Annotated in this window: 24 protein-coding genes; 9 read left to right on the top strand and 15 right to left on the bottom strand. The window is 46.2% G+C overall.

Annotated elements, in window-relative coordinates:
- Positions 1 to 25: 25 nt before the first annotated feature.
- From fliO to asd, 4 genes are all read right to left on the bottom strand, one after another.
- Complete coding sequence (fliO, locus tag LFX17_RS10905; RefSeq protein WP_238746653.1) at positions 26 to 844, bottom strand: flagellar biosynthetic protein FliO; 819 nt, start codon at positions 842 to 844, stop codon at positions 26 to 28.
- Positions 841 to 1,905 carry a flagellar motor switch protein FliN gene (gene fliN / locus LFX17_RS10910; RefSeq protein WP_238730274.1) on the bottom strand — a complete coding sequence of 355 codons (1,065 nt, stop codon included), beginning with the start codon at positions 1,903 to 1,905 and terminating at the stop codon, positions 841 to 843. Before fliN ends, fliO begins: the two co-directional genes overlap by 4 nt.
- A 143-nt stretch (positions 1,906 to 2,048) precedes the next feature.
- Positions 2,049 to 2,378, bottom strand: a complete 330-nt coding sequence (locus LFX17_RS10915) for a DUF971 domain-containing protein (protein ID WP_238746655.1) — start codon at positions 2,376 to 2,378, stop codon at positions 2,049 to 2,051.
- A 195-nt stretch (positions 2,379 to 2,573) separates the two neighbouring features.
- Positions 2,574 to 4,805 (bottom strand): archaetidylserine decarboxylase, encoded by a 2,232-nt coding sequence (gene asd, locus LFX17_RS10920; RefSeq protein WP_238730276.1) that lies wholly within the window; start codon positions 4,803 to 4,805, stop codon positions 2,574 to 2,576.
- Between the two features lie 64 nt (positions 4,806 to 4,869).
- Between asd and LFX17_RS10925 the strand changes: the two genes are divergently transcribed.
- Positions 4,870 to 5,751, top strand: coding sequence for an LIC_11366 family protein (locus tag LFX17_RS10925; protein WP_238746657.1), 882 nt, complete (start codon positions 4,870 to 4,872; stop codon positions 5,749 to 5,751).
- 33 nt (positions 5,752 to 5,784) lie between these two features.
- Here the strand turns inward: LFX17_RS10925 and LFX17_RS10930 are convergent, their stop codons facing one another.
- The 6 genes from LFX17_RS10930 to LFX17_RS10955 form a co-directional block, all read right to left on the bottom strand.
- Positions 5,785 to 7,926 carry a 7TM diverse intracellular signaling domain-containing protein gene (locus LFX17_RS10930; RefSeq protein WP_238746665.1) on the bottom strand — a complete coding sequence of 714 codons (2,142 nt, stop codon included), beginning with the start codon at positions 7,924 to 7,926 and terminating at the stop codon, positions 5,785 to 5,787.
- Between the two features lie 66 nt (positions 7,927 to 7,992).
- Positions 7,993 to 9,189, bottom strand: coding sequence for a sterol desaturase family protein (locus tag LFX17_RS10935; RefSeq protein ID WP_238746667.1), 1,197 nt, complete (start codon positions 9,187 to 9,189; stop codon positions 7,993 to 7,995).
- Between the two features lie 4 nt (positions 9,190 to 9,193).
- On the bottom strand, positions 9,194 to 9,979 hold the full coding sequence (locus LFX17_RS10940; RefSeq protein WP_238746683.1) for an SDR family NAD(P)-dependent oxidoreductase: 786 nt from the start codon (positions 9,977 to 9,979) through the stop codon (positions 9,194 to 9,196).
- 275 nt (positions 9,980 to 10,254) lie between these two features.
- Positions 10,255 to 11,058, bottom strand: coding sequence for a hypothetical protein (locus LFX17_RS10945; protein WP_238746685.1), 804 nt, complete (start codon positions 11,056 to 11,058; stop codon positions 10,255 to 10,257).
- 1 nt (position 11,059) lies between these two features.
- Positions 11,060 to 11,821 carry a hypothetical protein gene (locus LFX17_RS10950; RefSeq protein ID WP_238746687.1) on the bottom strand — a complete coding sequence of 254 codons (762 nt, stop codon included), beginning with the start codon at positions 11,819 to 11,821 and terminating at the stop codon, positions 11,060 to 11,062.
- A gap of 1 nt (position 11,822) precedes the next feature.
- Positions 11,823 to 12,470 (bottom strand): hypothetical protein, encoded by a 648-nt coding sequence (locus tag LFX17_RS10955; RefSeq protein ID WP_238730283.1) that lies wholly within the window; start codon positions 12,468 to 12,470, stop codon positions 11,823 to 11,825.
- A 224-nt stretch (positions 12,471 to 12,694) separates the two neighbouring features.
- Between LFX17_RS10955 and LFX17_RS10960 the strand changes: the two genes are divergently transcribed.
- Together LFX17_RS10960 and LFX17_RS10965 are read left to right on the top strand one after the other, a co-directional pair.
- On the top strand, positions 12,695 to 13,360 hold the full coding sequence (locus LFX17_RS10960) for a glutathione S-transferase family protein (protein WP_238746692.1): 666 nt from the start codon (positions 12,695 to 12,697) through the stop codon (positions 13,358 to 13,360).
- Between the two features lie 76 nt (positions 13,361 to 13,436).
- The gene (locus LFX17_RS10965) at positions 13,437 to 13,673 is read left to right on the top strand and encodes a hypothetical protein (RefSeq protein ID WP_118955914.1); all 237 of its coding nucleotides are present in this window, start codon (positions 13,437 to 13,439) and stop codon (positions 13,671 to 13,673) included.
- A gap of 9 nt (positions 13,674 to 13,682) precedes the next feature.
- Here LFX17_RS10965 and LFX17_RS10970 read toward each other — a convergent pair whose 3' ends face one another.
- A complete protein-coding gene (locus LFX17_RS10970) occupies positions 13,683 to 15,638 on the bottom strand; it encodes a M3 family metallopeptidase (protein WP_238747740.1) in 1,956 nt (651 codons plus the stop codon).
- A 50-nt stretch (positions 15,639 to 15,688) separates the two neighbouring features.
- Here LFX17_RS10970 and lsa23 point away from each other — a divergent pair, with 50 nt between their 5' ends.
- Together lsa23 and LFX17_RS10980 are read left to right on the top strand one after the other, a co-directional pair.
- Positions 15,689 to 16,369 (top strand): surface adhesion protein Lsa23, encoded by a 681-nt coding sequence (lsa23, locus tag LFX17_RS10975; protein ID WP_406600672.1) that lies wholly within the window; start codon positions 15,689 to 15,691, stop codon positions 16,367 to 16,369.
- 59 nt (positions 16,370 to 16,428) lie between these two features.
- Complete coding sequence (locus LFX17_RS10980; RefSeq protein ID WP_238730286.1) at positions 16,429 to 17,607, top strand: MaoC family dehydratase; 1,179 nt, start codon at positions 16,429 to 16,431, stop codon at positions 17,605 to 17,607.
- A gap of 582 nt (positions 17,608 to 18,189) precedes the next feature.
- On the opposite strand, the gene LFX17_RS10985 is transcribed toward LFX17_RS10980, so the two are convergent.
- The gene (locus LFX17_RS10985; RefSeq protein ID WP_238730287.1) at positions 18,190 to 18,789 is read right to left on the bottom strand and encodes a TetR/AcrR family transcriptional regulator; all 600 of its coding nucleotides are present in this window, start codon (positions 18,787 to 18,789) and stop codon (positions 18,190 to 18,192) included.
- 122 nt (positions 18,790 to 18,911) lie between these two features.
- On the opposite strand from LFX17_RS10985, the gene LFX17_RS10990 reads away from it, so the two are divergent.
- Together LFX17_RS10990 and LFX17_RS10995 are read left to right on the top strand one after the other, a co-directional pair.
- Complete coding sequence (locus LFX17_RS10990) at positions 18,912 to 19,694, top strand: crotonase/enoyl-CoA hydratase family protein (protein ID WP_238730288.1); 783 nt, start codon at positions 18,912 to 18,914, stop codon at positions 19,692 to 19,694.
- A 167-nt stretch (positions 19,695 to 19,861) separates the two neighbouring features.
- Positions 19,862 to 20,893, top strand: a complete 1,032-nt coding sequence (locus LFX17_RS10995; protein ID WP_238746696.1) for a zinc-dependent alcohol dehydrogenase — start codon at positions 19,862 to 19,864, stop codon at positions 20,891 to 20,893.
- 53 nt (positions 20,894 to 20,946) lie between these two features.
- Here the strand turns inward: LFX17_RS10995 and LFX17_RS11000 are convergent, their stop codons facing one another.
- From LFX17_RS11000 to metK, 3 genes are all read right to left on the bottom strand, one after another.
- Positions 20,947 to 21,267, bottom strand: a complete 321-nt coding sequence (locus LFX17_RS11000; RefSeq protein WP_238730290.1) for an ATP-dependent Clp protease adaptor ClpS — start codon at positions 21,265 to 21,267, stop codon at positions 20,947 to 20,949.
- Between the two features lie 125 nt (positions 21,268 to 21,392).
- Positions 21,393 to 22,355: a transketolase family protein gene (locus LFX17_RS11005; protein ID WP_238746698.1), complete on the bottom strand. Its 963-nt coding sequence runs from the start codon at positions 22,353 to 22,355 to the stop codon at positions 21,393 to 21,395.
- Between the two features lie 7 nt (positions 22,356 to 22,362).
- On the bottom strand, positions 22,363 to 23,523 hold the full coding sequence (metK, locus tag LFX17_RS11010) for a methionine adenosyltransferase (protein ID WP_238730292.1): 1,161 nt from the start codon (positions 23,521 to 23,523) through the stop codon (positions 22,363 to 22,365).
- A 188-nt stretch (positions 23,524 to 23,711) separates the two neighbouring features.
- Between metK and LFX17_RS11015 the strand changes: the two genes are divergently transcribed.
- Complete coding sequence (locus LFX17_RS11015; RefSeq protein WP_118955922.1) at positions 23,712 to 24,110, top strand: ParB N-terminal domain-containing protein; 399 nt, start codon at positions 23,712 to 23,714, stop codon at positions 24,108 to 24,110.
- A gap of 223 nt (positions 24,111 to 24,333) precedes the next feature.
- Entirely contained in the window at positions 24,334 to 25,152 is an 819-nt protein-coding gene (gene lipL32 / locus LFX17_RS11020; RefSeq protein WP_238730294.1) for a major surface lipoprotein LipL32, read from the top strand.
- The last annotated feature ends 336 nt before the right edge of the window (positions 25,153 to 25,488 follow it).

The raw sequence follows: 25,488 nt of genomic DNA on the forward strand, positions 1-25,488 counted from the left end.
TTCCTCAAATTCGATTTTTGTCCGCTCATCTCAAATCGAAAAGCCCGCTTTCGAGCGAGCTTGTTTTTTCTTTGAGTTCGTCCAATTTTTTGCGGGCTTGCCTTCGTTTCTCTTCCCGAGCTGCCCCGCCCTTTTCGTTCGTATCCGGCGGACCCTCCTGGGTTCCGGAAATCCGAGAGTTTAAGTCCTTGATCTGCTCCAGGACCGTAACCAAAAATCCGCCTTCGGGCGGCTGGAAGCTTTCCTTTTTCTGAAGAATTCGATGCTTCACTTCCGGATCTTCGATCTCGGTGATCAGATTGATTCCGTTATCCGCCACGCCAAGAACCAAAAGTCTTCCGGAAACTTCCACGATCTGAAGCTGCTTGTTCGGTCCGAGCATCAAACTCGAAAGAACGTTCATCTCGCCGCGGACCGGCAAACGCCCTTCCCGATTTTTAGATACGTATTTTAGAATATAGTAAAGCGCCGCGCAGAGAAGTCCCAAAATAAAAACGACCCGGAACAAAGTTCCCGCGATTCCCGGACCGTCGTCGCTCGGGCGATATCTTTCTTCCACGGGATTCGGCGCGGTTTGAGTTTCCGCGGCGGAACTTTTCGCGCCCGTATTTCCCGTCGTCCCGGAGGTCGAGGAAGAATCCGTCTTTTTTTCGCCGGAATCGGAATTCTTCTTTTCGTCTTTGGAAGCCGAGGATTGTCCCAATTCTTTTTTGAGAGCCTCGTCCATAAGCTCCCGCTCGGACTGCGCCCGTAAAGAAGCAAAAGCAAAGCTGAATATAAGAAAAATGGAAAGTAGGAACGCGACCTTCCTTCCGTTTGCCGGGAAGGATTCTAAGAATTTCACTTGCCCTCCGGCTTGATCCGATCGGTAGGACTTACGATATCCGTTACGCGCACCCCGAAGTTTTCGTCGATGACCACGACTTCTCCCTTGGCGATCAGCTTCCCGTTGACCAAAAGATCCACAGGTTCACCCGCGAGTTTGTCCAACTCGATGATCGAACCTTCTCCCAAACCCAGAATGTCCTTGATATACATCTTGGTTCGACCGAGTTCCACTGTGACGCTCATCTGAACGTCCATGAGAAGGTTTAAGTTCGGAGTATTCGACGCTCCACTCGCGGTCCCTAAATTCGGAAACGCGACCGACTTAACGGACATGGAACCGGCGGACATTCCCATTCCTCCCATGCCGCCCATTCCCATTCCTCCCATATCTCCGCCGCCGCTTCCGGAACGACGATACAGGTTCAAAAGATCGGACGCTGTGGAAAGAGAGAGAAGAAACTGAACCCGAAAGGAAGGAATGCTTTCGATCGTTAAATTGAAAAAGACTCGAACGATACTTTCGCCATCCGGCAACACCAAGGCCGCAGGAGAAGTTACGTTTCTTGTTTCGGAAGGAGATCCGTTGACGCCCCCTCCGGTTTTTGTGCTGATCTGGGAAATCAACGCGCCCATCACCGGAGTGAGAGAATCGCGGAGAGTCTGCATCTGCGCCTCGTCCAATTCTCCCGAATCAAAACCGCCCATCATGGAATTGGCAATCTTGACCGCGTTTTCGGCGGACATGGCAAGAACCACTCTTCCGTTTACGCTTCCGGATAACGTGGAATATAAAAGAAAAGAACCTGATTTTAATTCGGACTCGATGTCCTTACGCGCCCTTGTTTCCACATTCGGATTTAAGAATGCGGAAGAACGGGAAAGAACGGCGCCTAACGTGTTCCCGGCAACTTGAAAACAAGAAGAAAGAAGATCGGACAAGATATCCCTGTCCACGGGAGACATTCCCGGAACTTCTTTTTGTGCGGCTGTAGATGCTACCGCCCCCGGGTCAAACGTATCGCTTGCACCGGCTAATAATGCATCAATTTCTTCCTGTGAAAGGGAACCTTCGCCCATTTTGGGAACTCTCCCGGGAATTTTAGTTAATGGGACATAAGAAAAGAGTTTTTGTCACCTCATTTTTTTTGTCTCAACTTGATTCCACCGGTTTTTCGGGTTAAAACAACCTTTTTTTCGAAAAACGCCCTTTCTCGTCGGGCTCAAAGAGCGAGATCGCCTCCCAACCCATCCGCAAGCATTCTTAAGCCGTCGAAGGAATAAATTCCGGTTTGATGGTTGTCGCTCCATACCGGATTGATCGCATATCTTCCGACCTTGTTGATCGAATAGAGTTTGATCGATTGAATTCCGCCCGTGGTAGTTCCCACTTTTCCTCCGTGTCCGCCCTTGCAAACGACGCACGGGCAACGTTTCCGGAGATCCAAAAGCTCGAAGGTGGACGTAACTCCGTCCTTCCAGGTGATCTTCAGATGATTTTCGTCGAAATCGATCTGATCGGGAGTGGTGGCTTTTAAACTGAGTTGAGTCATTTCGTATGAGTTCCTACATTTTCAAGATCTCACGAGTCAGTATGAGTTCCTACATTTTCAAGATCTCACAGTCAGTATGAGTTCCTACATTTCCCGAAATCTCACGAGTCAGTATGAGTTCCTACATTTTCCGAAATCTCACGAGTCCGTATGAGTTCCCACTTTTTCCCCGATTTCAATAAAACCAGTCTGGAGTCACTTCGGAAGCTTGCACTTCTTCGCCAAAAACTTCCCGATCGGAGTTCCGTACGTGATCTTTTCATTCACGGAAAGCGTCTCGAATTGGAACGTATCTTTTTCCATAAGAAGAATCACGGTCGATCCCATCTCAAACCGTCCGAGTTCCGCGCCCTTGTCGATCATGATCGAAACGTCCTTATATTCGACGTTTCTCGCGGTCCGAATGAGCGTATTTGTCACGATCTTGTTGTCGTAAGTCACGCGAATTCTCCCGACATTCGAGGCTCCCACCTTGATAACGGCGACTTTACCGTATTCGGTTTGCAGATACGTAATCAATCGTTCGTTTTTCGGAAAAAGTCCTCGAATCCCGAAAACCGCGAGTTCGTTCACCGGAAATAATTTTCCGGGTTCGTAGTAATACCCTAAAATTTTTCCATACGCCGGAGAATGGATTCTATGATAGTCCTGCGGAGAAAGATAGAATGTGATGTATTTTCCGTTCGTAAAGTCGTCGATGTATTTCGACAATCCGCCACCCAGAAGTTCCTTGAGATTGTAATCCACTCCCTTGGCTTGAATGATGATTCTCTGATTGATATCCCCGTATCCCGTAACTCTCGCGTCGACGGGAGAAACCATTTCGTTATCCGCGGAATCGATGATTCTCGCTTCGGCTTTCAAAGCTCTCGTAAAAAATGCGTTGAGGGAATTGTATTCCTGAATTTCCAGTTCCGCTTCGTCGAGATTGATCTTATACGCCCTTGCAAACGCCTTCAAAACCGGAATCATCACAAAGCGCGGCAGGCGGGAAGAAGCCAATAATCCGAACAAACGGGAAAGAAGATTCTTCGGTACGAGAGAAAGAATTAGAAGATAAAAGTCCTTCAACACTTCGTAGCGCGCGCCGCTTTCCGTTAAGAAACGCTTCAACTCGGTTCTCGCGATCTTCTCGAGCAAAACGAGAGAAATCAAAACCGGAACGGCGGTGATGATCGACAAAGAATATCCCAAACCGAACGCTTCGAACACGATTTGTTCGCCGTTCTTTACATACAAATAGGCGGCCAAAAGAATCGTCACAAGAAAGAGCATTCGAAAAAAATTCGCGAATTTTTCGCCGAACACATACAGCGCGTTCTGTTCTCCCGTATAAAACCAACCCGTGATCGATACGACTCCCAAAAGCAGAAACGATCCGAAAAACGCCATGTTGATCGGATTCGTATGTCCTTGAAAAAGCGCGTTCACGAAAAGAATCTGCTCTTCCATCTTAAACGCTCCGTACGAAGAAAGCGCGTAGATCACGAGAGTCGACACCACAAATCCCTCAAAGAAGGTGGCAAGCATGCTCACCAGTCCTTGTTTCGCCGGATAATCCGTTCTTACGACACCGGACAACCCTGCGCTTTTCCCGATTCCGGTTTCGGTGGAAACGAAGAAGATTCCGGAAGCCGTGCTGAAGGTTCTTGCGAGAACGAAACTCCCTCCCGCGATCGCGGTCAACGGCTGGAACGCATCCTGAAACGAAAGCCAGAGGAAATCCTTGAAGTTCATTAAGGAATTCTTAAATAGAAAAAAGTAACCGGAAAAAAACAAAAGGATCGCAATCGGAGCGAGATACGCGGAAACTTTTCCCACTCTTCGTACGCCGCCTAACACGATAAATACGAGAACCACGGACAACAAAAACGGAACCGTCATCCCGCTCACCTCGAACGCACGATTGGCGATATGAGTGACATACAACATAGGAACCGCGCCGCCCATAACGAGAACGGTCAAAAGACCGGCGATCGCAAAACTCACCGCAAGCCATCTCGCTTTGAGAGCGCTTTCGATAAAATACATCGGACCGGAAAGATATCTTCCCGAAGCCGTCTTGGTTCTAAATCGGATCGCAAGAGTCGAAGAAACGAAACGGAGAGGCATGATAAAAAAGGAAGAAATCCAAATCCAGAAGAGAACCCCCGGACCGCCGATCATCAGAGCGAGAGCCGAACCGATCACCGCCCCCGGAACGAGAGAGGACGCGGTTCCGGAAAAAAAAGCCTGGGAGTGAACGAGCCTTCCCCGCGAACCTTTGTAGTCCATATTGCCCGAAAAAATTTTTACGGCGAGAAAGAGGAACCGAATCTGGGGGAATCGGAGTCTGAGTGTCAGATAGATTCCGATAAAACTCAGGAAGTAGAAATACGGTTTGAGTAAATCCCAATCAAAGAACTGAAAAAACTGAAATTGCAACATGTCTCCGCCCGATACGAAAGAAAATCCGCTTTTTATAGAAGTCCTTGCTAGAAATCCTGTAATCATGCGCGCTACCAGCAAAATTTTCGGGATCTCATTCTGTGTTTTACTTTTTTTCCCGCTTCTCCCCAACCCTTCTTCCTCTTTGAACGCCGAAACGGAGCTTTCCAAAACGAAGTCTCATTCCCGAAAACCCGCGCTCGAAATTCCTCCCGAAGAGGAATCGTATTGGGAACTCGGACTCCGCGCCGGAATCGGATATAAGGGAGAAGACAGACTTAATTCTTTTCTGAGAGGATTTACGGATACATACGATCCGAGGGTCGCTTCCAAAACCAAACTCGACCCGCCGTCGAACGTTTCTCAGGGAGAATTGTTTTTACGCAGAAAGATCGGGCCGGAGAGTCAAATCGGTTTCATCGGAGGTTATCGCGAATGGCAGAAGTTCGGATTGAAACAGGTTTCGTCCGAACCGTTTTACACCGATCTGACTTTTAAACTTTCCAATCCTTATTTTCTTTTGATGTATTGGCACGAATGGAATTACAAACGATGGATCTTTCAAGGCGGACTCGGAGCCGGAATGTCGCAAGTATATTGGGACTCGAAAGGATACGCGACTTCGGGAAGAGAAAGCTTTCGACAAGAAGGTTCCCTGACCGGAACCGGAATCGAATTTCGTTTGGAAGGTTCGGTCAATCGAAGAATCACCGATTCCACAAGTCTTCAACTCGGGATCGCGCTTTCCTGGATCAACATTCCTTCCTTAAACGGAACGTTCAACGGAGAATCGGCCAGCTTTTATTTGAGAGAAGACGGACGGGTCACACCTCTGACAGAATCGAACAATCAAACCGCGATCTTGGTTACGAATCAATTTTCCCGTAAACTGGAATTCCAAGTCCTGACTACGACCTTGTTTTTCGGAGTTGCGCAGAAGTTTTAAACTTTAAAAAGCGGGGCTTTTCCGCCGACGCGTTTAAACGTCGAAGGAAGTTTTTTCCCGCTTATAACGAAGCGGTTTTTTCAAATATTTGATTAGAAGAACCCGGTTCCCTTTTTCGTTAAACCGAACGATATCGAAGACTCTTCTCGTCATCACGATTCCTCTTCCGTGAGTCAAACTCGTTTCGTTCAGTTTTTCGATATCTAAGTTTAGAATTTTCTTATAATCGAAACCTTCTCCCTCGTCCGAGATCAGAAATCCGATCCTGCGGGCGTTGAGAGAATACGAAACCTTTACGGTTCGATAGTTGTAGAACGGTTCCTTTTGTCTTTTTTGGATGAATTCGAGATAACGCCCTTCGGCGAGCGCCTCCGTTTTTTCGTCGAAGCTGATCGCCAAATTTCCGTGTTCGATCGAATTGATGACGATTTCCCGGATACAGGTTCGGATCGCGATTATAATTTCGGTCCCTACGAAACTGGAAAGATTGACGGTCAAAAGTCGGCTTAACAGATCCGCATTCCGCAGATAGTTGTTGAGAGTAAAGTGCATGGATTCGCTTACGATGAACTTCGAAAGAATATCCTCGTCAAGTTCATAAGCCTTTCCTAATATTCCTTTCCTATCACCCAAGTCCAAAAGCTGAAGACGAACCCGAATCTGTCTCGGTTCCAAAACGAACTTTTGCCTAAACTCGACCGCGAACTCCGAACTTTTCCCGGTTCTCAAAAGTTCGTCGATCTTATCCTTCGCCAAAATTTTTGCGTAAGCGGCATCCCCGCCCGTGGGAACGAAGATCAGATCCAGAAAATCCCAACCGATCACCTCTTCCGGATCGAAACCCAGAAGTCTTCCGAGCGCCTTGTTCGCATTTCGGATTCTGCCGTTCGTATCCATCGTAAAAAGGAATTCCTCCGATTCTTCGAAGAGATTCTTGAAACGTTTTTCGGACCGTTCGGCTACGAGTTTGGTGGAACCGAGTTCCTTGATTTTCGCGGACAAAACCTTGGACAATACCTTTACCCGGTCCGCAAGACCCAATCCCATTAAAACGACATGAAACAGGGACGCGATCTCGATGACCCAAAATTTTAAACCGAAGTTACGGAACCAACCGCTGTGCAAAAATAAAAATAGAATCGATCCTAAGACCAGAATTCCCCAGGCGGAAAGAAAATACGACGCGTTCCATTGATTCCAAGCGATGCTTCTGATTCCGTTGATAAACAAAAGGATCACGCAGGCGAACGTGCAAAATAATCCGATCCAAATTCCGAAACGTTCCGGAATCCAAAGAGAAACAAACGCACAAGTCAAAAATACCGCTTGCAAATATTGGAATATACGATGGGAGATTTTAGAACGGTTTTTCAAATCCAGATATACGTTCACGAACAAACACATCAAAGTCAGACAGATCAAAAGAAAAAACGGAACGCTTACGTTTGTCCATGCGACCCAATCCGGCCAGAGAATCTGAAATCCGAACCCTTCCAAAACGAATTGAAATAGGGAAAATCCGAAGATGTAGATCGCAAAGAAGAAATAACTTCGTTCTTTTGTGGAAGCGAACAATAGAAGATTGTAAAGCGCAAGAACGAGCATCGCTCCGAAAAACAATCCGAAAAAAAATTGTTCGTAGATCACCTTTTGATAAAATCCGAGAGCGCCGTAGTAACGCAGGGAAAGCTGGATTCTCGAATCGGATTTGATCCGCAAAAAAACGGACTTTTTCGTTTTTGGAAGACCGACCGAAGGAAAGGCAGGGTTGCGGTATTGAATCGGCCTGATTCCGAACGGGATCGAATCGCCCGCCCTGTAAAACGGGGATTCTCCTTTTTTTACGTCGTAGTATTCGACCAAATCCGCGTTCGGATATTGATATTCCACGATCCATCGAATCGGCTGCGCGGAGGAATTCTCCACATTCAAACGAACCCAAACGGAAGCATTCGTATATCCTAAAGAACTAATATTCCCGGAATTGAATTTACCCTGATCCGCCAAAGCCCGGATCTGCTCGAAGCCGAGTTTGTTCGTAAAATCCTCGTAGTATTCGAAGGAATCCTCCAATCCCACGGACGAATCGTCCAGACGAACCAAATCGATCCCGAATACGGGAACCGAAGCGAACAGAAAAATAACGGCGATGATTTGAAATAACTTTTTGAACATGAATGCGACTCGCCGATTTTCCAATCAAACCATGATTTCAAATTCTTTCCCGGGTTCAACACCGGTTCAAAGAAAAAACAAAATCCAACCTAACAATACGGCTCCGACCGGCAAAAAAATCGTCCACATTCTTCCCAAAGTTCTTCCGTCGAGAACCAAAGCGGTATGTTTGAATCCGCAAAAGACGTATAAAATCACGGGAAGAATTTTCCAAAGTTCGAGCGCTCCCGATTTGAAAAATCGAACCGATGTGAGAGACAAAACGGTCCAGAAAACGAACTCGATAACGCCGAACCATTTCCGGGACGAAGGAACGACCGGATCGAATTTCAGATAACTGCTCCGATCCACTTCTTCGGGGATCAAAGACGGTCCGATGCTCGCCGGTCTCCAGCCCGGAGGTTTGAGGAGAAGGAGAAGTTTATCTTTCACGTTAGGCGCCCTTCGCATTAACGAAAATAGTTCCTCGTACACGTGCAAGTTCGTATAAACCGGATCGAACGTTGTGACCGGTTTCGTCAAACCGTAGACCGGCTCTTCCTCTTCTCTCGCAAACGATCCGAATATCCGATCCCAGAAGATGAGAATTCCTCCGTGGTTTTTATCGATGTATTTCGGATCTCTTCCGTGATGAACCCGGTGATGCGCCGGGGTCACGAGTATTTCCTCCAAGAAGCCGAGCTTTCCGATCAGTCTCGTGTGAACCCAGAACTGATAGATCTTTAAAATTCCGTGCGCCAAAAGAAACGCCTGCCAAGGAACTCCGCAAAATGCGATTCCGAGATTGAAAGCGTATTCGAAAATTCTTTGAAAGCTGGATTGACGCAAAGCCACGGAAAGATTGAATTCTTCGCTGGAATGGTGCGTAACGTGACAAGCCCAAAGGAAATTGACTTCGTGGGTCGCGCGGTGAAACCAGTAATACACGAAATCCACCGCGAGAAATACGAATATCCATCCCGCCAAATTCCTAAGATCCCCGTGAAAACCGGTCGAGTCCTTCCAAATCGGCGCACCCAAAGGAATTTCCGGAACTCCGAACAAAGTCTGCAAAGAGTAGAATATTCTAAACTTCTCATATACCCAAAGTGAAGCTATGGTGACAAGAACCCCCGTCAGAGAAAACAGAATTCCGGTGCTTAAATCGGCGACCGTATCGTTCCATCGATAGACTTTTTTCCCGGAGATCCCGGAATACAAAACCTCCACTCCGATCAGAAGTAGAAAGAAAGGCACCGCTAAGTCTATGATGGATCCTTGCATACGATTAACCGTTTTGATTTAAGAATTTTGCGATCTTGCGAATGATGAATCGAGGCGTTATACGAACGCTCTGCGCCAAAATCTTGTTCAAAGCTCCGGAGATCACGACCGGTTTTCCCTTTTTCAAAGCCGCATATCCGATTTCCGCGACTTCCTTCGCGCTCATGATCGGCGCCATCGGATTATTCAGAAGTTTCGATTTCGTGATTTCGGCTCTTTCGAAAAATTCTGTTTTGGTCGGGCCGGGACAAAGAGTGGTAACGATGACTCCGTCCTTATACACGTCTTCGTAAATCGCTTCCGAAAGTGAAAGGACATACGCCTTTGTCGCATAATAATTGGCCATGTTCGGTCCCGGTTGAAACGCAGCCGTGGACGCGACGTTCAGAATTTTTCCGCTCTTGCGTTCCACCATACCCTGCAAAAAGAGATGCGTCAACTCGGCGAGAGAAGTGACGTTGACTTGGATCATCGCGAGTTCTTTTTTCAGATCCATCTTATCGAATCTTCCGCTCGTGCCGAAACCCGCGTTGTTCACCAGAATTTCGACGACCGCTTTGTTTTTTTTCGCGAAGTCGAAAATTTTCTTCGGCGCCTGGCGGTCCGCAAGATCGACGGAAAGCGTATCCACTTTCACTTTGTAAGACGATTCGATTTCCTTCTTTACCGATTTGAGTGTTTTTTCGTTTCTTGCGACGAGTATAATATCGTATCCGTCCGCCGCGATGAGTTTGCTGAGTTCGTAGCCGATTCCGACCGTTCCGCCCGTGATGATTGCCGTTCTTGCCATTTGCACTTTTCCTTTTGTCGGTCGAAAATATTCGCGGGAAAAAAGAGAGAAAGACTTTTTTATACCGAGCGATCCTTAGAGAGAAAACTCAGCGTTTCGTTCTTTTTAACTCAGCGGATGCCTCTCTATGGATCGGCATCCAGGTAGCCAAACGAGCAACGGAGTGTTGCGAGTGGCTTCCGGCTTAGTTGGAAAATCCGAGAACTCCAAAAAAAAAGCCGCCTGTGATTTTTCAAAGGCGGCTTTACACTCGGATGGAATTTTAAAACGTTCGATTACTTCTGCGAAGGAAAGATCCCCTGGACCAGAAGTAAGACACTCTTTTGAAAGTCAGGCTTTACGATGTCCGCATACGTCCAAGGAACGAAAATGCTGGAAATCCGTTCGCTTTCTCCGCTTTGGACTTCGATCAGCTGCAAACGAACTCCAACGATGGAACCCGCTTCGAGGCTGGAAGTGGTTCGGGTTTGAGTCGTAGTCCCTCCTCCGCCTCCGGAATTATTATTGTTGTTCTGCTGCTGAACCGAAATGGTCTTCGTAAAAATTTCGTTTCCGGGCGTGCTGTATGCGTAGGGAACCAAAACAAACTCGATGTTTTTCTTTTTCAGTTCGTCACGAAGACCGGCACTCAAAGGAACGAAAGGATTTTTAAACGTCTTCTGGATTTCAGGAGTTAGACGTTTTTCGTCTTTCTCGTCCAGATACTGTACCGAAGGATTCTCCGTAGAAAGAACGTTTTTCAGTGTGGAATAAAGACTTCCTTCCAAAAACATTTTGAAACTTTTACGAGCGGGGGAATCCTGAAATTGTTTTCTGGAATCCACGCTGATTTCCACGATTCCGCCTTTTGCCTTTGGTTTGCTCAGCGCGTTCTTTCTTTGACTGTCCTGAAACGGAGTGTGATACACGTCTTCCGAAATGTAATCGCTGTAATTCGGCAGGATCAGAAGAATTTTCGAACCCTTAACGTCCTTTCCTTCGGCTAAATAATCCGCTTTGTAATGCGAAAACGAAATACAATTCGCGAAAAGTAAAGCCGAGGCTCCCAACAATGAGGTTATAGATCGATTCAATTTCATCTTAATTCTCCAAAACTTGCATGAGCATTGCGTCGATCTGTTCGCTGGATTCTTCCACGCCGCCGGCACCGTGTACGGAACGGATCGTGCGGATATTTTTTCCGGATTTCAGGTCTACGACGAAATAAGTCATAGTATAATTTTCTAATACTGTTTTTCCGATATAAACGGGAAGTGCCACAAACCAAACGTCGGTTACGGAAACGGTCGGTCTATAATCCAAAAGAACCGGAAGGATCGCGTAATCTTCCTTCAGCTTTAAACCTTTAAAATCACCTTCCAAACCTTTTAGATCTTCCACAAAGAAGTCTTCGTCGGTTTCGATGGGCTGCATTCCCGTAGCGCCCGCCATTGCAGGATCGCTCATCGCTCTTACCGTTGCGGCTTGCAGAAGTTCCTTACCGGTTGCTAAAGCGACTCTTGCCGATTTTTCCCTTTCCCAAACGGATGTATAAATTTTGGAAAGTGACTTCGTGAACGCCGCGTCCTTCAAAGACTTTTTAATATCCGCAGGAGTCGACTGCACGTATCCCGATCGACTCGCCTTCAAAGCGTCCAATCTACCATCGATCTCGTTGCCCACCGCAGCCGCCGGATAGACGTTCAAAGTAGGAAGAATCGCCCATTTTTTCGTTTTCAACTCGTTCAGCTTCGGAGAAGGAACGGAAGAATACACTCTCGCTCGATAGGGAACGTTAACGCAGGCCGCACCGATCAAAAGTGAGCTCATCAAAATCAAAGTCAGTTTTATACTTCTTTTCATATTAGTTCGCCGCCTTTGCGCTTAACAAACCGTCAACAAGAATGGAAGCCAATTTTCTTCCTCTTGCGGGGCCGTTCACCGGAGAATCTTCGGAAGAGATGAATTCTTGAAAAATTAAATCCGCCGATTTGAGTTGGATCAAAGAAACGGAATGAAAAATTCCTCTTCCATGTCCGACGCTGGTCGAGATGACCGCACCGGAACCGAAATACATAAATGAATCCGATTTAGGAAACGCGTCTTCGTCGGAATAAACCACGATCACATTGTCCGTGCCGAGTGCGCTCGCAAGTTTTGCGAGAACCGCGGGGTTCGTTTTTAAAGCGACCGGATCGTGCAGATTGATTTTTACCAAATCGGAATCCAATTTCGCGTCTTGGATCCTCTTACGACTTTCGCGAAAAGAAACGAGTTCCAATCCTTTTACGTCTTTGAGTTCCTCTTCGAATTCCTTCAGGAATATTTTTTCATCCACAAAACCGTATCGTTTTACGAGGTGGTTTTCGTGAACCAATGCAACCTTTCCTTCCAGCTGGACAGAGGGTTGTGCTTTAAATTGTTTTCCAACCCGAAATCGATGACAGTTGCTTAGAAAGGAGACTGCTACCGGAATCAGGATTAGAAACAGAACGAGTTTTTTCAGTTTCATACAATCCTTTTGCTCAATCATGAGTTTGTACATGTTATAAACTGCAATCATTGATTGAACACTATTTTTTCAAATCAGGAAATCGAACAGAACGCAAAATTTCACATTTCATACTTCGGTCGATTTTCAAATTCTAAACCCTTCTATACTCCTCCGGACCAAACCCGGACATTCTTCCCAAAAAACACTTTCCAAACCGAAGCGATCGATAAACTTCTTTTTTCATGATCAAACTGCATGGCGCAAGCATCAGCAACTACGTAAATAAAGTAAAGTTAGGGATCTTAGAGAAGGGATTGGAATACGAACAAATCAGGGTGGCTCCCTCTCAAGATGAGGAATTCTTAAAGATCAGTCCTATGGGAAAGATACCGGTCTTGGAACTCGACGGAAAATTCATATTCGAATCGGGGGCCATTTTAGAATTCTTAGATACGATTTACCCGCAAGAACCCAAGTTACTTCCGAATGATCCTTGGGAAGCGGCCCGAGTCCGGGAAATCACGACGATCGTCGAAACCTACATCGACATTCCCGCAAGAAGGATTTATCTGCTCGCGACCAGAGGAAAAACGATCGCACCCGAATTGATCGAAGAAGTTCATCCGATCCTGATCAAAGGAGTCAAAGCCCTTCAAAGAGTGGTACGATTTTCTCCGTATATCGCGGGGTCGAATTTCACTCTGGCGGATTGTTCCGCGTTTGCAAACCTAAGCGTGATCGACGAAGAGCTCAGATCCATTTATCCGGACAATCATCCTTTGGATCAGCTTGCGGGTTGGAAAGAATACTACGAATTTATGAAAACGAAGGAAGGGCCGGCTCTTGTGGAAAAGGAAAAACAAACTCTTCGAAAAATTCTCGCGCGAGCGAAAGCGAAAATAGATTAGAGCCGAAATTCTTATCCGGTTTCCTCCAAAATTGATTTGACTCTCCCGGTACGGGAAATAGCCTGCTCTGGTCTTTATGGAACCAGAAAAAGTAATTTCGATCCCGATCCGGGAACTTCCCCATCTCAAAGTTCTCTTGGCCGGCTGGTATAATTTTCTAAAAGAAAGCTACGATCAAAAAGTGATCAACCAGAACGAATTCAAAGACGCACTCAAAAGCAACGTGGTTTACAACATCGATCAGGACCAGGTCGAAGTGCTGTTGGCGGGAAAAGAATCCCTGCTCCAAAGTTTCAGAAAAAGCCTTTCTTAACTCGAATTCCTAAGCCGCGTTTTTCAATCCGTACAATTTGAGAAGGGACCCGACTTCGGGGTCTCTTCCTAAGAACCGTTTGAAAAGAACCATCGCGTTTTCGCTTCCGCCCTTCTCTAAAATTTCGGTAAAGTATGCGTCGCTCAGCGAGGCGTCGAACACGCCTTTGTCGACGAATGCGAAGAATGCGTCCGCACTCATTACTTCGGCCCATTTGTAACTGTAATATCCCGCGGCGTATCCTCCCGAAAAGATATGGGAGAATCCGTTTTGAAACCGGTTGTATTCCGGAGGAATCACGACGCTCACTTCCTTGCGGACGTTCTGAAGAATGGAATGAACTTCCTCTTCTGTATGACTTTTTTCGTGAATGAGAATGTCGAAGAGGGAAAATTCGAGTTGCCGTACGATTCCCATCGCGGAAAGAAAATTCTTCGTTTCCTTGAGCTTTGCGATCATCGAATCGGGAATCGTTTCTCCTGTTTGATACTGTTTGCCGAATATTTTCAGAACGCTCGGTTCGAAAGCGAAGTTCTCCAAAAACTGCGAAGGAAATTCCACCGCGTCCCATTCGACTCCGTTGATTCCGCTGACCGGAGGTTCTTCGATTTTAGTGCAGAGATGATGCAACGCGTGACCCATCTCGTGAAAAAACGTGACAACGTCGCTGTGTTTCAAAAGAGAAGGAGAAGTCGCCGTGGAAACCGGAAAGTTGCAGACCACGAACGCGGCGGGAAGAATCTCGCGGCCGTCGATCCGATTTCTGGAATACCAGTTGTGCATCCAAGCCCCGCCCTGTTTGTCCTTGCGCGCTTCGAGATCCAAATACAAACGGGAAAGAAGTTTTCCGTTTTTGTATAAATCGAACACCTGCACCTTATCTTCCCAGACCAGCGCGGATGTTTTGCGGAATTCCAAACCCAAAAGTTGATTCAAAAATTGGAATGTTCCCGAAACGACTTTTTCCTTCTCGAAATACGGACGTGTTTGTTCCTCGTCGAAATCGAAACGGGCCTTCATCAGTTTTTCGCTGACAAAGGCGGTGTCATAGGCTTGTAAAGAATCGATTCCCAACGTCTTTGCGAAATTGGAAAGATCGGCAAATTCCTGTTCGGCGATCGGTTTGGCTTGTTTGGCCAAGTCGCGCAGGAATTTCAGAACCGTAATTCCCGAATCGGCCACCTTGGTCGCGAGAGACAATTCCACGTAATTGGAGTATCCTAACAGTTTTGCAAGTTCGCTTCGAAGAGCCAAAATCTTTTCGATCAGAATTCCGTTTTGAGGAGCCTTGGTCGTATAAGCCTTATATAAGGATTCCCGAATGGAACGATTCGGACCGTGCGTCATATACGCGATGTAACTCGGCATCTGAAGAGTAAAACGCCATTTGCCGTCCTCCGTTTTGGCCGCATTCAGATCGGACTCCGGAATTCCTTCCACGTCCTCTTTGCGGTCGATAATCAGTTCAAACGCGTTGGTCGCGTCCAAAAGGTTTTGCGAGAATTGATTGTCCAGGTCGGAAAGAGAGATTTGAATTTCCTGGATTCTTTTTTTGATTTCCGGTTCGAGACCGATCCCGCTGAGCTTAAACTGTATGATGGAATCTTGAAGTACTTTTTTTCTCGGTCCGCCGAGAGTCGCCTCTTCCTCCTTTAGAATTTCCTGATAGGCGCGATTGAGTTCCTCGTTTTGACCGAGATCGGAATAAAACGCGGTGATTTCCGGAAGCACTTCCGTATAAAGCGCCTGGATTTCCTTGGAATTCTTTACGCTGTTCAAATGCGAAAGAACGGTAAATTCGATCTGCATTTCCTGCACGAGGTCGTTCAAAGGACGGATGACGTGATCGTACGTTCTATCTTGTTTTGAAAGAAGAATCGGAAGTTGTTCCCGGATCGTTTTGATTTTTTCTAAGATTTCGTTTTTAGTGCGTTCGGGTGCGTCCGCTTTGAATTCTGGCAACATCAAAGTCAATCTCGTTTTCCCCTTGCGAAAGTTCATCCACTTTTTCCGGTTTGACTCTCCGTCGCAGAGTTTTAAAACACGAATCTATGTTCCATTCCGACCCGATACGATTTCGATTTACCATTCTCCCTTTCGCTTGGTTCGCCGTATTTACATTGTTAACGGCAACTGCTTGTTCCGGTCCCAAAAGCGAATTGCCGACATTCTCCCCCAACTTGGAATGCTCCGAAAAAGAAATCCCTCTTTTGATACAACCCGCGCACGACATAGAAGACGGCAACCGGTTGGAAGTCGTTTATTGCAACCAAAGGGAAACGCCTTCCGGAAAACGGATCGAACTCAGTCTCGTCTTTCAGGACGAACGACATCCGTCGAAATGGAAGGATGTCGTTTATCGAATCTATCGCGGATTCAAATACGGAAGAAACAAGGACATAGAAAGTTTCCGTCTTCAATTTTCAAAAACGGGAGAATTGTCCACGGTTCATTTAAAGAACGTCTACTCGGGCGATCAGAGATTCAACGAAGATCCGGTGCAACACTTCGACTCCGTTTTAAAAGCCGATCAGCTTAAGAAGGAAGAAGGAAAGCCGGTTTTATTCATCAACACATGGAATCACATGTTTTCGGAAAAGGATCAGAACCCGGAACTCGCCAAGAAAAAACTTCAGGGAATCGAACTCAGAACGGGAAGCAGGGACGAATTGGATGCGTTTTATCAGGGAAAATAAACTTTTCCCTTGAATCGCAGACAAAACACTGGAAAAAAAAGATCAAGAGGCCTTTAGTCATGACAAAAGTTCCAAACAAACCTTTTGCGGAGCTGGCTCCGAGCACTGCAGTATCCAAGGATCAAGTAAAACGCAATATTTACGGAAGATATCTGGAAGAATTCACCGAAGGTGAAATTTTCGAACACCCGAGAGAGATCACGATCGATCGAGCTTTCGCACAAGAATTCGCAACCACCTTTATGGATGCGAATCCTCTTTTCTTATCGGCCGCCTACGCGCAAGCGCACGGCTTTCAGGACATGTTGGTTTCCTCTCTTCAAGTTTTTAACATCGCACTTTCTCTCGGAGTTCAGAACGATTCCGAAAAAGCGCTCGCAAATCTCGGTTACTACAACGTTCAATTTTTAAAGCCCGTTTATCCCGGAGACACTCTTTCCGCGAAAACCAAAATTCTCAAAGTGGACGACAAAGGACCGGACAAACCGGGAATCGTGAGCGTTCGTACGATCTGCTTAAACCAAAAGAAAGAATTGGTTCTTCAATATGAAAGAAAGATCATGATCTATCAATCCAACGGAAAACCGAAAGGAAGTCCTAAACCGGTGATCAAAGACGCGTTCTTTCCGGAAACGGACGCCCCCGTGATCGAACTTCCCGCGTTGAAATTTCCCACCGAGTTTAAGTCCTCGACTTGGTCCGATACGTATTTCGAAAATTTCAAAGCAGGTCAGATCTACATCCACCAAAACGGAAGAACGATCACAGACGAACATTTTCCTTGGACCTACAGAGTCGGAAACACGCACCCGCTTCACTACGATAAACTTTACTCCGCGGGAATTTCCGGACCGATGGGAGGCGAACCCGTGGTTTACGGAGGACTCGTCTTCGCGTGGTTATGCGGAATGGCTTCCAGAGACATTACGGAAAACATGATCTGGGATCTCGGATTCACCGAAGGATATCACACGCAACCTTCTTTCAGCGGGGACACCGTGACCGCGATCACGAGAGTTCTTTCCGTAGAAGACCGCGGAAACGACTTCGGAATTCCGGCGGGTGCGGTTCATCTGCAGATCATCGGCTTGAAAAACATCAAGGCGAACGACGCGTTCGAAAAGTTCGGCGAAGATCTGTTTTTAAAGGAAAACGATAAAAAGAAACTAGGAAAGGAAAAACTTCCCGAAAAGATCTTCGAAATCGAAAGAAAGATTCTCGTTAAGAAAAAAGGGTAATCCCCTCGAGCGTTTTCTCTCGTTCCTCTCGGGGCGCGAGAAAACGTTCTTAACGGCGCCGTGCGATTCCGCAAACTCCCCAAGCTCATTCTACATTCCGAATCGAGAACTTCGATTTTCCGGTTTGATCTTTCTAAATTGAAACGAAAATCGAAATGATCGCCGTGTATTTCCCGTTCACGACTTCGAATCTACCGTAGTTTGGAGTAAACGATGGAGTTCCCACAGATTTTGTCCCTTGGAGAACGAACGAGCTTTTCCATAGATTGTATCCCGATTCAGTTTTTGTTTGAGTTCCCACATTCTGATATGGTGGAGGGATTTCAGGAAGAATCAAAATCAATGTTTTCCCATCGAATTCGGATCTCTAAGACGTTGTCCGCAATTCGAGCGTTGAATTGCAGGAAAGAAACTTTCCGTTGTTCCGACAAACGATTTCTAAAAAAAGAAAATTCGAGGAATTCTCCCTAAATTCCGAAATTGTGGGAACTCATACAAACAAGAGAAATTTCCCGAAAAGAGACAATTTCAGAATTGATCGTCAAAATCGAATGCGAGACGGCTTTTTGTTGGAACTCCTTCCTACTTTTTCTTCCCTCCCAATACCTCTTGCATCTCTCCTTTCAATTCCTGAAGATATTCGGTTTTTCCTGTGATTCGAAAAAGCTGGGAACTCCCTTGAAACAGCTTGAGAATCTTTTTTGCCGCAGCGTGACAATCCAAAGAAGAATCCAGATTTCCTTTTTTCTTTTCGGATTCAAAATAGGATTCGAAAATTTGAATCCAGCCGTGCAGAATTTTTTCTGCCACGAGTTCGAAGTCCTCATTCTTTTCCTCGACGCTGTTTAAAAAACGCGCGATGGGACATCCGATAAACTTACCGCTCTTCACCTGTTTCAGCAATAGAGAATTCCAAGTGTGCACGAATTCTTCCCAAGTTTCCGCGCGATCCATCATTCTTTGCAGACCGTTCTCGAAATTCTCCCCTTGCAGCTTTAGATATTCGAGAGCGATCTCTTCTTTGGATTGAAAATAACGATAAAAGCTGGCCTTGTGAGTTCCGGAATCGGCGATCAGCTGATTGGTGGAAGTCCCCGAATATCCGCGGTGATAAAAAAGATCGAGCGCGGAGGTCATCAAACGATCGTATGGATTGCTCTGTTTATCGAGATTCGAAGCCATTCTAAAGAATCAGAATAACAACCCCCGAAAAAAGTTCAACAAAAACCGAAAAAAATGATAGACTAAATAGTCTATATTCGACTTTTTCAGAATAGACTGCGCGGTCTATCAAGGAGATTTACATGTCCGAGCCGATTCTCACCGAAAAAAGAGGACACATTCTTCACATCATCATCAACCGACCCGAGGAACGAAACGCGTTCAACGTGGATATGCTCTACGCTCTGAGTCGCGCCTACGACCAATTGGAAGCGGACCCCGAAATCCGAGTCGGTTTGGTTTACGCAAACGGAAAACATTTCACGCTCGGTCTCGACTTAAAGAATGTCGCGGAATTTTTAAAAAAACAAAGGCGCTTCCCTCTTCCCCCCGAAAGCGTCAATCCCTGGGGGACCACCGGTAAAACAAAAACGAAACCGGTCGTAGTGGCAGTACACGGAATGTGCATCACTCTCGGAATCGAATTGATGCTAGCAAGCGACATCCGCATCGCCGCCAAACGCACGTTATTCGGCCAAGTCGAGGTGCAAAGGGGAATCTTCCCGTTCGGAGGAGGAACGATGCGCTGGCCCGCGCAATGCGGTTGGGGAAACGCAATGAAATACATTCTCACCGGAGAACCGTTTGAGGCGGAAGAAGCGCTTCGGATCGGACTCGTTCAGGAAGTCGTAGAAAAAAGCGATCTCATCGAAAGAGGAATTCTACTCGCCGAAAAAATCGCGGCGCAAGCGCCGCTCGGAGTCTATGCGACCTTAAAATCTTCCCTCGAATCCGTTTTATACGGAGAATCCAAGGCGGCCGAAAATCTTTTTCCGCAGCTTTTGGAATTGATGGATACGCAGGATGCAGAGGAAGGACTCGCTTCGTTCGTGGAAAAAAGAAGCGCGGTTTTTCAAGGAAAGTGAACGGACTTTGAGGCGAAATCGGAACGAAGACCAAAGTTTCGGATTGTTTCCAAGTTTATCTCGCAAATCGAATATTCGAAAAAAGTAAGTTAGAATTTTAGACGAACTGCTGCAGGCCGCATTTTTTGCAAAATATTTTAATTTTTAGATCGGAGACAAGGTGAATTATGAAACGAATCGTATTCAAAAAGAAGCATGTATTAGAATGGGAAAACGTTCCCGAACCTAAGATTCAAGGCGAAAATCAAGCGATCGTAAAACCGATCGCGGTTTCGCGCTGCGATCTGGATCTTCCCATCGTAAACGGTTACACGTTATTTCGACCGGGGATTCCGATCGGACACGAATTTGTGGGAACGATCGAAGAAACCAGTCCCGAAATCGCGGACGAATATCCGAAAGGAACCAAGGTAATCATTCCGTTTCAGATTTCTTGCGGACTTTGTCCGGACTGTACAGGCGGACGTTCCAAGGCCTGCACTTCCATCCCCTATGCGAGCCACTACGGAATGGGACCATCCGCAAAAGAATTCGGAGGAGCTTTATCCGAAAGAATTTGGATCCCATTCGCCAAACAGATGATAATCCCTATGCCTTCGAATATGGACGCGATCGCTCTGGCTTCGATCAGCGACAATATCGTCGAAGCGTGGAAACTCGTGGGACAGTGGCTTGAAAAAAAACCGAATTCTCCCGTGATGATTTTGGGCGGCTTGGCTTCAAGCATCGGTTTGTATTCGGCTTCGCTCGCGGTCGGCATGGGCGCATCCGAAGTTTTATATTTGGACAACGACCAGGAAAGGCTCAAAATTGCGGAGAATCTGGGGGCGAGCGCGGTTTCTTATTCGACTCTTCCCAAGGTCTGGGAGAAAAAATTCCCGTTGATCGCGGATTGTCACGGACTGAAGGAAGGAATGGACTTTTCCTTAAAGTCCCTTTCCACGGAAGGGATTTACGGTTCGGCGTCGATATTCTGGACCAATAAATTAGAAATTCCTTATTTAGATTTATATAATACGGGTGCGACCTTGAAGATCGGAAGGGTGGATTCGAGAGAACATATCCCGCAGATTTTGAACAAGATCGTGGAAAAGAAGATAGAACCCGAAAAGATCGTGACCAAAACCTGCTCCTTTGACGACGCGGTGGAAGCTTGGCTCGAACCCGCGATCAAGCTCGTTGTGAAAATGGATTCCTGAATTCGTTTGAGGGAGAGTGTTTTTTTGAAAATGTTGGAATTCCTACATTCTTCTCACTTTTCGAGCGTGGCGCTCATGGAACCCTTTGAATTTGACATTCTCGGGTCGGCGCCATAAGTCAGGATTCTTTCTTGAACGTGTTCCGCGTGTTCGAATTCTCCCGAAAAAACTACGGTGCGTTTTTCCTGATCGACTTGGACCGCGTGTAAAAAAGCTTTTTCGACCGTCATCGTGCAGATTTCCACCAGCATCTCGATGACGTATTCGTAGGTATGTTCGTTATCGTCCCAAAGAACCACTCTCCAAGGTCCCCCGGTCGATTTCGTGGACTCCTCGGTAATTTCATTTAAGTCAGGAGTTTGTGTGCCCGCCATCTCGCTAATCAACCCGGGAAAATTTGAGTCAAAGGATTCTTTCGGAAAACTCTTCCGCTGTTTCGTTCTTCCTTTAAAAAGAAAAAAGAGTAAGCGAAAATCCGTTTAAGTCAAGTCATCCGATCTTATTTTTTGAGAGCGATCGCCTTTTTCGCGGTTTCGACGATGTTTTTGGAACGAAGTCCGAAGTAGTCCAAAAGCTCCTTCCAAGTTCCGGACTTTCCGAACTGATCCTTCATTCCCACTTTCAAAACGTGAACCGGATATTCTTCGGAAAGAAATTCGCTTACCGCGGAACCCAATCCGCCGAGAACGTTATGTTCTTCACAGGTAACCACGGCCCCGCATTCTTTTGCGTATTTTAAAATCGCGTCCTTGTCGATCGGCTTGATTGTCGCCATATTCAGAAGAGTCGCACCGATTCCTTCTTTTGCCAATTCTTCCGCGGCTTTCATCGCCTCATTGACCAAAACCCCGTTCGCGATGAGGAGAACGTCTTTTCCCTCTCTCATCACTTCGGCTTTTCCGATCTGAAATTTATAATTTTCACGTTCGATCACGGGAACGTTCGGACGGCCTACACGAACGTAAACCGGACCCTTATAATCCGCAATCGCATGAATGATTTGTTTGCATTCGTTGTAATCCGAAGGACAGATCACTGTCATCTCGGGGATAGCCCTCATGATCGCAAAATCTTCGATACACTGGTGGGAAGCTCCGTCCTCTCCGACGGTAACGCCGCCGTGAGAAGCGACAAGTTTCACGTTTAAAAACGGATAAACCACGCTGTTCCGAACCACTTCCCAAGCTCTTCCCGAAAGAAACATCGCAAAGGAAGAAGCGAACGGAACCAATCCGGACAATGCCAAACCGGCCGCGTGACCGACTAAGTTCTGTTCGGCGACACCCACGTTGAAAAAACGATCGGGGAAAGCCTTGGCGAACTTGTTGGTTTTTGTGGAGCCGGAAAGATCAGCGTCCAGGACGACTACGTCCTGACGGGAAGCTCCCAGTTCATGCAGTGCGTCCCCGTATCCGTCGCGAGTCGCTTTTTCAGTCGCAGTCGATGTGCTTGGAGCTCCCATTTTCTTCTTATCCCTTTAATGCCGCAGCTTTGTCGGTTTCTTCCCAAGTGAATGTGGAACCTTTTCTTCCGAAGTGACCGTAAGAAGCGGTTTCTCTGTATTTTCTTCCTTTTTCAAGAAGTTTGAGAGATTCGATGATTCCTCTCGGAGTCAATTTGAAGTTCGCGCGGATTCTTTTTACCAATTCGTCTTCGGAAATTTTTCCGGTTCCGAACGTGTCTACGTGAACGGAAACCGGTTCCGCAACGCCGATCGCGTAAGCAAGCTGCACTTCGCACTTATCCGCAAGCCCCGAAGCTACGACGTTCTTCGCGATATAACGTCCCATATACGCCGCGGAACGGTCCACTTTGGAAGGATCCTTACCGGAGAAGGCTCCGCCTCCGTGTCTTCCGTAACCGCCGTACGTATCTACGATGATCTTTCTTCCGGTAAGACCCGCGTCACCGTGCGGACCACCGACGATGAACTGGCCGGTCGGGTTGATAAAATATTTCGTATTTACGAGAAGATTTGCGGGAATGACCTTTTTGATACATTCTTCGATGAGAGCTTCTTCGATTTGTTTATGAGTTACATCCGGAGAATGTTGTGTGGAAATCACCACTGTGTCGATACGAACCGGTTTTCCGTCCTTGTATTCGACGGTTACTTGGGACTTCGCATCCGGTCTTAAGAATTTCAGTTTGTTTCCATGTCTAAGACCCGCTAAGTGTTTCACCAATTCGTGAGAATAGTAAATCGGCATCGGCATGAGTTCCGGAGTTTCATTGATCGCGAAACCGAACATCAAACCTTGATCACCCGCTCCTTGCTCTTTAAAAAGACCTTCCCCCTCGGTCACCCCTTGAGAGATGTCCGGGCTTTGCGCGTGCACGTGAGCGGAAACAACCGCAAAGTCCGCGTCGAAACCCATGGTAATATCGTTATAACCGATATCACGAATTACGTTTCTTGCGATTTCCTGAGCGTCTACTTTCCCCTTGCTTGTGATTTCACCTGCGATCACGACCAAGTTTGTGGTTACTAAGGTCTCGCAAGCGACTCGAGATTTTGGATCCTGTTCCAGATAGGCGTCCAGAACCGCATCGGAAATTTGGTCGCAGACCTTGTCTGGATGGCCTTCGCCGACCGATTCCGAAGTAAAAATAAAATCTTTTAAAGACATTTGTTCTTCCTGATGGGTGAAAATTGACGGGAAAGTCCGGAGGAACCCCGCTCTGATCCCAAAAACCTGCGGATTCCTTCAGTGTCAAGAAGATCCAAACTATGTTCCTTCCGCATTCTAGAACAAATTGAGCAACCTAAGTCAGAATTGAATTGAAGCACAGGCACCCGGAATATTTTTGAGAAACAATGAAAATTCGAGTTTCGGACATCAAAGTTAAGAATCGCATCCGCAAAGATCTCGGGGACCTTCGCCCTCTCAAAGAATCCATCCAAAAGCTGGGACTTCTTCATCCTATCTTGATCGATCTAGACAACACCTTGATCTCCGGAGAAAGAAGACTCGAAAGCGTAAAAATTCTCGGTTGGGAATACGTGGATGTTCGAATCGTGGATATTCGGAATAAAAAAGAAAGAGTTCAGATGGAGGCGGAAGAAAACAATATTCGTTTAGAATTTACTTCCGAGGAACAAGACAGGGTCCAGGAGCTTTTGAAAAGGTATTCATACACAACCATCTTTGGAAGAATCTTTGCCTGGATTTTAGATCTTTGGGACTGGTTAAAACGGTTTTTTCAGAAAAAGTAAGAATTCAGGCCGAAAGAACGAATTCCATCTTCTTTCAAAATTTCTCATGTTAAAATCTGCGGGGATTTCATTCCCGGGTAAGCAAGATTTCTTTCCTGTTTCCGACCTTCCGTTTTTATCAGTTAGAACTTAAATCATGAACTTTCAGGCAAAAAATTATCCAATATTGATTTACAAAAAGTTCACGAGTTCATACCGTGATCTTCCTAACTAAGGAGAGTCTATGAAAAAACTTTCGATTTTGGCTGTCTCCGTTGCACTCTTTGCAAGCATTACCGCTTGTGGTGCGTTCGGTGGTCTGCCAAGCCTTAAAAGCTCTTTTGTACTGAGCGAGAGCACAATCCCAGGAACAAACGAAACTGTAAAAACGTTACTTCCATACGGGACTGTAATCCATTACTATGGATACATCAAGCCAGGACAAGCGCCGGACGGTTTAGTCGATGGAAGCAAAAAAGCATACTATCTCTACGTTTGGGTACCTGCTGTTATCGCTGAAATGGGAGTTCGTATGATTTCCCCAACAGGCGAAATCGGTGAGCCAGGCGACGGAGACCTAGTAAGTGACGCTTTCAAAGCTGCAACTCCAGAAGAAAAATCAATGCCAAATTGGTTCGATACTTGGATTCGCGTTGAAAGAATGTCCGCTATTATGCCAGACCAAATTGCAAAAGCTGCGAAAGGAAAACCACTTCAAAAGCTCGATGACGATGATGACGGGGACGATACTTACAAAGAAGAGAGACACGCAAAGTACAACTCTCTTACAAGAATCACCATCCCTAATCCTCCGAAATCTTTTGACGAACTGAAAAACATCGATACTAAAAAACTTTTAGTAAGAGGTCTTTACAGAATCGCTTTCACTACCTACAAACCAGGTGAAGTGAAAGGGTCTTTCGTTGCATCAGTAGGTCTGCTCTTCCCACCAGGTATTCCAGGTGTGAGCCCTCTGATTCACTCAAATCCTGATGAACTGCAAAAACAAGCAGTAGCAGCTGAAGAGTCTTTGAAAAAAGCAGCAGCTGACGCAACTAAGTAATTTTTACTTAGAGCTTAAACAGTTTCTATAAGGTGAAAGCCACCGAAAGGTGGCTTTTTTATTTCCTGTTTGACGGCGCCCGCTTTTTTAGAAATAATTTCGTTTGAATCTGATCTCCATTTTGTTCTTTTTTCGGAACGATTTTGAATTTTCCTGTTTTCCCTTTTATCGTAAAGACGCATCCCGATTCAGTCCCATCCTTCTTTTTGTTCCCAAAGGAGAATCGGAATTATTTTCCAAGATGTACCCCCGTCCTTTTGCAAAATCGAAACGTCATCCCGATCGATTCTACTTGCAAAGACAGGTTATCGTGAGTTACAATAGTAGCGATTCTCC

The sequence above is a fragment of the Leptospira sanjuanensis genome (genome assembly GCF_022267375.1).
GTDB lineage: Bacteria > Spirochaetota > Leptospiria > Leptospirales > Leptospiraceae > Leptospira > Leptospira sanjuanensis.